Raw genomic sequence first — 6,354 nt, forward strand, 5'->3', positions numbered from 1 at the left:
TATTCGCAAATTTCCAACACCGCCAGCATTTCCTCTGCGCCCGGAATACGTTTGGTATACCATTGCCGACCCATTTTTTGTTTGCGAGGTATTCGAATGTCTTTCGCTTGTGGCGTAGATTTCGGCACGTCTAATTCGACGGTTGGCTGGAGCAGGCCTGGACACGATGCCTTGCTGCCGCTGGAAGACGGCAAGGTGACCTTGCCGTCGGTGGTATTCTTCAATGCCGAGGATGAAGCCTTCAGTTTCGGCCGTGCTGCGCTCAGCGGCTATCTGACCGGCTATGAAGGACGCCTGATGCGTTCGCTGAAGAGCCTGCTCGGCTCCAGCCTGATCGATGCCCAAACCGAAGTCGGCGGCCGGGCGCTGCCGTTCCGCGCGTTGCTGACCCATTTCATCGGCGAACTGAAAGCCCGCGCCGAAACTGCGGCCGGCAAGGAATTCAGCAGCGTGGTGCTAGGCCGTCCGGTCTTCTTTGTCGACGACAACCCGACTGCCGATCAACGCGCCGAAGACACGCTGGCGGAAATCGCCCGCTCGGTCGGCTTCAAGGACATCGCTTTCCAATTCGAACCGATTGCCGCCGCCTTCGATTATGAATCCACCATCGAACGCGAAGAACTAGTGCTGATTGCCGACATCGGCGGCGGCACCTCGGACTTTTCGCTGGTGCGGCTGTCACCGCAGCGCGCCGCCAACAGCGAGCGACGCGACGACATCCTGGCCACCGGCGGCGTCCATATCGGCGGTACCGATTTCGATAAATACCTGAGCCTGTCGAGCGTGATGCCGATGCTGGGCCTGGGCAGCCGCCTGCGTAACAACAGTGAAGTGCCATCCAGCTATTACTTCAACCTGGCGACCTGGCACACCATCAACCAGATCTATACCCGCAAGGCGTGGCAGCAACTGAAGGATGTGCACCGCGAAACCGTTGAACGCGACAAGTTCGGCCGCCTGCTCGACCTGGTCGAACAGCGCGCCGGCCACTGGCTGGCATTGCAGGTGGAACAGGGCAAGATCGGCTTGTCGGATGCCGAGACGGTGCAATTGGGATTGGATCGCATCGCGCCGGAGCAGACGCTGCAACTGACGCGCCAACAATTCAACGACAGCATTTCGCACCTGGTCGGTTCGGTGGAAGACACGGTCACCAACCTGCTGCGCGATGCCGGCGTCAGTGCCGAACAAGTCGACACGGTGTTCTTTACCGGCGGCTCCAGCGGCGTACAACTATTGCGTCACAAGATCGCTGCGCTGGTGCCTTCGGCAAAAGCGGTGGAAGGCGATCTGTTCGGCAGCATCGGCGCCGGCCTGGCGCTGGATGCGGTGCGCAAGTTCGGCTAAACGGCCGCTCTATTTGCGGTCGGCATCCGGTTTGTCGGTGTCATCCCGGTTCCGCTCGCGCTTGCGGAAGCCGGCAATGTCCGACAAGCGCATGCCTTCGGGAATCGTCAGGCGCTTGGCATGGCCGACGCGCTGTGCATGATAGATGCCGCTGTGCCCGGAAAACAGATAGCTGACCACGCAGGCGATCCCCGCCAGCACGCCAATCTCCGGCCCAAATAATTCAATCGCCATCACGGTCGAGGCAATCGGCGTATTGGCTGCGCCGGCAAACACTGCGACGAATCCCAAACCAGCCAGCACCGGAATCGGCATCGACAGCAATTGCGCCAGCGCGTTGCCGAGCGTGGCGCCGATATAGAACAGCGGCGTCACCTCGCCACCCTTGAAGCCGGACGCCAGCGTCACTACCGTGAAGACGATCTTGCCGGCAAAGTCATATACCGGCAACGGCTTTTCAAAGGCCTCGACGATGGTCGGAATGCCCAATCCCAGATATTTATCGGTATTCGGCAGCAAGGCCAGCAGCAGCACAACTACCCCGCCGGCAAACGGCCGCAGCGGCGGAAATGCAATCACCCGCTTGATCAGCCGCGACAGGCCATGGGTTGCCTCGGCAAACAGCATGCCGACCAGGCCGAATACGATGCCGGCCAGCAGCGTGGCGCCAAAGATGCCGATGCTGAAATGCGGTACGAACGGAATCACGTAATGCGTGTGATGAACGCCGAGCAAACCCGGGATCTGGTCGCTGATGATCGCGGCGATGAAGCAAGGCAGGATGGCGTCGTAACGCAAGCGGCCGATGGCCAGCACTTCCAATCCAAAGATGGCGCCAGCCAGCGGCGTGCCGAACACCGACGCAAAGCCGGCGCTGATCCCCGCCATCAGCAGGATACGGCGCTCGTCCGGTCCCAGGCGGGTGATGCGGGTAATCATGTCGGCCAGCGCACCGCCCATCTGCACCGCCGTCCCCTCGCGCCCGGCCGAGCCGCCAAACAAGTGGGTGATCACGGTGCCGAGCAGGATCAATGGCGCCATGCGCTTGGGCACGATTTTCTTCGGATCGTGGATTTCATCGATCAGCAGATTATTGCCGCCCTCGACCGATTTGCCCAGCAGGTGATACAGCAAACCAACCGCAAACCCGGCCAGCGGCAGCAACCACAATAGCCAGCGATGGGCATTGCGCGTATCCGTCGCCCATTCCAGCGACAGCAGCAATGCCGATGATGCCAGGCCGGCCAAAGCGCCCACCGCGGACGCCAAGACCAGCCAGCGCGCCAGATACACCAGCATCGATAGCTGTTCGGGATATTTTGTTTTTTTCATATATAACTGGAATTGGATTTGAAGAACTCAAACCCGGATGGCAACGCAACGTCAATCGGGGCACGCGCGCCTACAACTTCCCATCCAGGAACTTGTAGGCATCATCAGCTGCTGTCGACCGTGTGACCCTTGTCGGTCCAGAGCACAAAGCAGCGGTTCGAGGAGGAATGCCATCTCCGATTGCTGCCGCCATTGTGCCGGACAGCAAGGCCCGATGCAACCGCCAAGCGTGGCGTACAGCCAACAGCGTTACACCGGATCGAAGGTGGTCAGCCTGGCCAGCGCATCCAGCCACCAGGTCAGCGCCGGGCCGACATGGCGGTCAGGACGGTACACGCATTGCATCGGCAACGCCGCCCCCTGCGGCGGATGGCCGGCGGTCTGGATCTGCACCAGGCGGCCGCTGGCCAGATCGTCGGCCACCACATGGCGCGGCATGTAACCCCAACCCATGCCGGCCCGCAGCAACGCGTGCTTGGTGCCAAGATCGCTCATGCGCCAGGACAGCGACGAATGCACAGAGAAATCCTGGTTGGCAGTCAGCGCACTGCGGTCGCTCAGCACCAGTTGCACCTGCTGCTTCAGTACATGGCCGGGAATGCGGCCGCTGATTTGCGCCAGCGCATGGGTCGGCGCCACCACGCCGACCAGCAGCACGGTCGGCAGGCTGACGTGCAACAGATTCGGCGGAATGATCGGCAGGGTTCCCAATATGCCGAGCATTGCCTCGCCATCGATAACGCGCTCGGCGACCGACCCCAGTGCCTCGATTTCCAGCCGCAACGTGACGCCGGGAAATGCCGCGCGGAATTCGTCCAGCAAACCCACCAGCGTCGAAGTCGGGAAAAAGACATCGAGCGCCAATGTGACCTCCAGCTCCTGTCCTTGCGAATAGGCGGCAGCGCGCGCCTGCAAGGCATCGACTTGATCGAGCACCTGGCGCGCGTCGCGCAGCAACTCGACCCCGGCCGCAGTCAATTGCGGCCGATAACTGCTGCGGTCGAACAGGGCGACATCGAGCTGGCTTTCCAGTGTGGTGATGGCGTAGCTGACTGCCGACTGGGCGCGCGTCAAGGCCCGCGCCGCAGCCAGGAAACTGCCGCTATCGGCGACTTGGGCAAACACCCGCAATTGATCCAGTGACAGCCGTTCGATATTCATGGCGATTCAACACTATCTAATAATTAGATATAGATTATCGCAAGATAATCAATATCCTGCCGGCGGCAACAGGATTAATATGGCTTCACTCGCTGCACGAAATACCTATTCGGCACATGCGCAATCAGTAAATGCGGCGACGTGAAAGCAACTGCTTACTTACACTACAACCCTTTTATAGATTGGATCTATCATGCAAACTTCGCCAAACCTGTATCGCATCGGCCGCGTCCTGTTGGCTTCGCTGTTCGTCATTTCCGGCATCCTGAAAATCACCGCCTTCTCCGGCGTGGTCGGCTACATGACCAGCCTCGGTGTGCCGTTTGCGGCCCTCGCCGTGCCGGCCACGATCGTGGTTGAACTTGGCGGCGGATTGGCGCTCATGGCCGGTTGGAACGTGCGTCCGATCGCCATCATCGTGGCGCTGTTCACGGTGGCGGCAACCCTGACGGCACACCGCTTCTGGGAAGCCGATCCAGCCAACGTGCAGAACCAGCTGAATAATTTCCTGAAAAACATCTCGATCATCGGTGCATTGCTGATGCTGGCTGCTACCAGCTCAGAATCAAAAAAGTAAGCGCACACCATTTGCCCAGTTATCACGGAACGGAGAATTTTTATGAGCAACCCAACTTTCAATCGCCAACTTGAACGCCTGGTCACCGGCGTTGCCACCCAGGACGGCGCTGGCGTGAGCCTGGTGCGGGTATTGACGCACGATCTGCAACGTCGCCTCGATCCGTTCCTGATGCTGGACAATTTCCACTCGGACAAGCCGGAAGATTACCTGGCCGGCTTTCCCGACCATCCGCACCGCGGCTTTGAAACCGTCACCTACATGCTGGCCGGCCGCATGCGCCATCGCGACAATGCCGGCAACGAGGGCTTGCTGCAACCCGGCGGCGTACAGTGGATGACTGCCGGCAGCGGGCTGGTGCATTCGGAATTGCCGGAACAGGAAGACGGCTTGATGAGCGGTTTCCAGCTGTGGCTGAACCTGGCCTCGGGCGACAAGATGGTCACGCCCAGCTACCGCGACCTGCAAGCCGACGAGATCCCGCAAGTGTCGCCACAGCCCGGCGTCAAGGTGAAGGTCATCGCCGGCAACGCCTTCGGCACCGCCGGCGCGATGCAACGGCCGACCACCGAACCGCTGTACCTGGATGTGCAACTGGAAGCCGGCCAGCAGCTCGACCTGCCGATCCCGGCGACCCACAACGCCTTCCTGTACGTGTTTGAAGGCGCGCTGCAGATCGGCGAGGATGCGCGCAGTGCGCCGGCAGGCCGCATGGCGATCCTGAGCAATAGCGCCGATGCCGCTGGCGTCAGCGTGACAGCCCAGGGCAACAGTCGCTTCCTGCTGATCGCCGGACGGCCGCTGAACGAGCCGATTGCGCAATGGGGACCGTTCGTGATGAACACCCGCGAACAGGTCGAGCAAGCGATCCAGGATTTCCGGGATGGCAAGTTCTGAGCTTCGCGACAAGGAAGTAAAAAGGCGAGCCGCGAGCTCGCCTTTTTTATGCCGGCGCGCAAATTCAAAAAGAATATTCGAGCCTGAATCGCCAAAGCGATTTATCCTTGAAGAATCTTCGATAATCCAAACCAGCCATGACCAGCAAGCTATTCTGGCAAGACCCTTACCGCAGCACGCTCGCAACCCGGGTGACGGCAGTCGACAAGCAGCGCATCCGCCTGGCGGAAACCATTTTCTTCGCCTTTTCCGGCGGCCAGGAAAGCGACGCCGGCACGATCGGCGGGCAGCCGGTGCTGGCGGCGGAAAAGGATGGCCTGGAAATTGTCTATACGCTGGCGGACGGACATGGATTACAGGTCGGCAGCGAGGTCGAAATCTGCATCGACTGGGAGCGCCGCTATCGCCTGATGCGCTTGCATTTCGCCGCCGAAATGGTGTTGCAGATGGTGTACCGGCTGTGTCCCGGAATCGAACGCATCGGCGCCCACATCTCGGCCGACAAGGCACGCGTGGATTTTGCCCATGAAGGCAGCATCGCCACGTTGTTCCCGCAGATCGAACAGGAAGCAGCGGCGCTGTCGCAGGCAGACCTGCCGATCGTCACCGCCTTCACCGATGAAGCCGCGCAACGCCGCTACTGGGAAGTCGCCGGCTTCGCCCGCATGGCATGCGGCGGCACCCACCCACGCTCGACCGCAGAAATCGGCTTGCTCAAATTGAAGCGAAAAAACACTGGCAAGGGCAAGGAGCGCATTGAAATCAGCCTGGTTGAATAAAGCCTGGCGAATGCTACGGCGTGCGCTCCGTGGTCCGTTAAAAGGGGTCAGAGTAATTTTCGCAAAAGGCCGCGAAAAAAAACTCCGACCCCATTTAACTGCGCGGGGTTGGTTTTGACGTTGCTATTGGTTTTGAAGTTGCCGTTGCTTTTGACGTTGCCGTTGCTTTTGACTTTTCGCATGCTGACGTTGCCAAATGAGCCGTGCGACAGTCGGGAATTATGGGACACATGTTTGAGCGCAGCGAGTTTGTGTCCCATC

General features: G+C 60.1%; 7 protein-coding genes and 1 riboswitch. Of the genes, 4 read left to right on the top strand and 3 right to left on the bottom strand.

Going from position 1 to position 6,354, the window contains the following annotated elements; genetic code table 11:
- The first annotated feature begins 96 nt into the window (after positions 1-96).
- Positions 97-1,347 (top strand): Hsp70 family protein, encoded by a 1,251-nt coding sequence (locus tag ACIPF8_RS15295; RefSeq protein ID WP_400422418.1) that lies wholly within the window; start codon positions 97-99, stop codon positions 1,345-1,347.
- 9 nt (positions 1,348-1,356) lie between these two features.
- On the opposite strand, the gene ACIPF8_RS15300 is transcribed toward ACIPF8_RS15295, so the two are convergent.
- Together ACIPF8_RS15300 and ACIPF8_RS15305 are read right to left on the bottom strand one after the other, a co-directional pair.
- A complete protein-coding gene (locus tag ACIPF8_RS15300) occupies positions 1,357-2,679 on the bottom strand; it encodes a voltage-gated chloride channel family protein (RefSeq protein ID WP_400422420.1) in 1,323 nt (440 codons plus the stop codon).
- Between the two features lie 88 nt (positions 2,680-2,767).
- Positions 2,768-2,866: riboswitch (Fluoride riboswitch) on the bottom strand.
- A 62-nt stretch (positions 2,867-2,928) separates the two neighbouring features.
- Positions 2,929-3,840, bottom strand: coding sequence for a LysR family transcriptional regulator (locus tag ACIPF8_RS15305; RefSeq protein ID WP_400422423.1), 912 nt, complete (start codon positions 3,838-3,840; stop codon positions 2,929-2,931).
- Between the two features lie 193 nt (positions 3,841-4,033).
- On the opposite strand from ACIPF8_RS15305, the gene ACIPF8_RS15310 reads away from it, so the two are divergent.
- The 3 genes from ACIPF8_RS15310 to ACIPF8_RS15320 all read left to right on the top strand — a co-directional run bounded on the left by ACIPF8_RS15310 (position 4,034) and on the right by ACIPF8_RS15320 (position 6,093).
- Positions 4,034-4,417, top strand: coding sequence for a DoxX family protein (locus tag ACIPF8_RS15310; RefSeq protein WP_400422426.1), 384 nt, complete (start codon positions 4,034-4,036; stop codon positions 4,415-4,417).
- A 42-nt stretch (positions 4,418-4,459) separates the two neighbouring features.
- On the top strand, positions 4,460-5,314 hold the full coding sequence (locus ACIPF8_RS15315) for a pirin family protein (protein ID WP_400422428.1): 855 nt from the start codon (positions 4,460-4,462) through the stop codon (positions 5,312-5,314).
- A 137-nt stretch (positions 5,315-5,451) separates the two neighbouring features.
- On the top strand, positions 5,452-6,093 hold the full coding sequence (locus tag ACIPF8_RS15320; protein WP_400422430.1) for an alanyl-tRNA editing protein: 642 nt from the start codon (positions 5,452-5,454) through the stop codon (positions 6,091-6,093).
- A gap of 47 nt (positions 6,094-6,140) precedes the next feature.
- On the opposite strand, the gene ACIPF8_RS15325 is transcribed toward ACIPF8_RS15320, so the two are convergent.
- On the bottom strand, positions 6,141-6,354 hold a 214-nt coding region (locus ACIPF8_RS15325), incomplete at its 5' end, for a hypothetical protein (protein ID WP_400422432.1).

The sequence above is a fragment of the Collimonas sp. NPDC087041 genome (genome assembly GCF_044745265.1).
Lineage (GTDB): Bacteria > Pseudomonadota > Gammaproteobacteria > Burkholderiales > Burkholderiaceae_D > Collimonas.